General features: G+C 70.2%; 2 pseudogenes. Both read left to right on the top strand.

The features are described 5' to 3' along the window. Positions 1–680, top strand: a pseudogene (locus tag JHD07_RS33975) (3-deoxy-D-manno-octulosonic acid transferase); the annotation flags it as partial. Continuing rightward, positions 673–1,258: pseudogene (gene lpxK / locus JHD07_RS33970) on the top strand (tetraacyldisaccharide 4'-kinase); the annotation flags it as partial. The pseudogenes JHD07_RS33975 and lpxK, both read left to right, overlap by 8 nt.

The raw sequence follows: 1,258 nt of genomic DNA, 5'->3' as shown, positions 1-1,258 counted from the left end.
ATCTCAAGCTCGACGAGCCGACGACGCCGGCCGACCCCGCCAAGCTCGAGCGGCTGATGGCGATGACGCGCGGACGCCCCATCGTCGTCGCCGCCTCGACCCATCCGGGCGAGGACGAGATGCTGCTGGCGGCGCATCGCAGCCTGATTGGAATCTTCCCGCAGCTTCTCACCGTGATCGTGCCGCGGCATCCGGATCGCGGCTCCTCGATCGCGGGCCTGGTCACCGCCTCCGGTCTGAAGCCCGGCTTGCGCTCGCGCGATGAGCTGCCGACGGCTGCGACCGACGTCTATGTCGCCGACACCCTGGGCGAGCTCGGCCTGTTCTATCGTCTCTCGCCCATCGTGTTCATGGGGGGATCGCTGATCCCCCATGGCGGGCAGAATCCGATCGAGGCGATCAAGCTCGGCGCCGCGATCGTCCATGGTCCGCACGTGTTCAACTTCGTCGACGTCTACGAGGCGCTCGATACCGGCGGCGGGGCGCGGCAGGCCGACACGCAGGAGGCGCTGGTGAAGCAGCTCGGCGTGCTGCTGGCCGAGCCGAGCGTGCGCGACAAGATGCAGCGCGCGGGTTCGGGCGTGGTCGAGCAGCTCGGCGGCGCGCTCGATCGAACCATGACCGCGCTCGAGCCGTATCTGCTGCAGTTGCGGATCGAGATGGGGGCCGCCAATGCGTGAGCCGGCCTTCTGGTACCGGCCACGTTCCCCCCAATCCTACGCGTTATGGCCGCTCGGAGCGCTCTACGGCGCGATCAGCGCATGGCGCATGCAGCGCGACGGCGTGGACGCCGGCATCCCCGTGATCTGCGTCGGCAACTACCATGTCGGCGGCGCCGGCAAGACCCCGACCGTTTTGGCGCTGACCAGGCTGCTGCGCACGCTGGGGGAGACGCCGGTCGTGCTCAGCCGCGGCTATGGCGGGCGCCTCGCGGGCCCTGTCATGGTCGACCGCGAACGTCACACCGCGGCCGACATCGGCGACGAGCCGCTGATGATGGCGCGCGACGTCCCGGTTGCGGTGGCGCGCGATCGCCTCGACGGCGTCGCGCTGGCAAAGTCGCGGGGCGCGACCGTGATCCTGATGGACGACGGTTTCCAGAATCCGGCTCTGCTGAAAGACGCCTCGCTGATCGTGATCGACAGCGCGCGCGGCCTCGGCAACGGCCAGGTGTTTCCCGCAGGCCCCCTGCGCGCGCCGCTCGCGGCGCAGCTCGCGCGCACGGACGCGCTGGTGCTGATCGGCGACGGCCATGCCG

The organism is Bradyrhizobium sp., assembly GCF_016462955.1.
In the GTDB taxonomy this organism is placed as follows: domain Bacteria; phylum Pseudomonadota; class Alphaproteobacteria; order Rhizobiales; family Xanthobacteraceae; genus Bradyrhizobium.
This window is presented reverse-complemented; position numbering and strand designations above follow the sequence as displayed.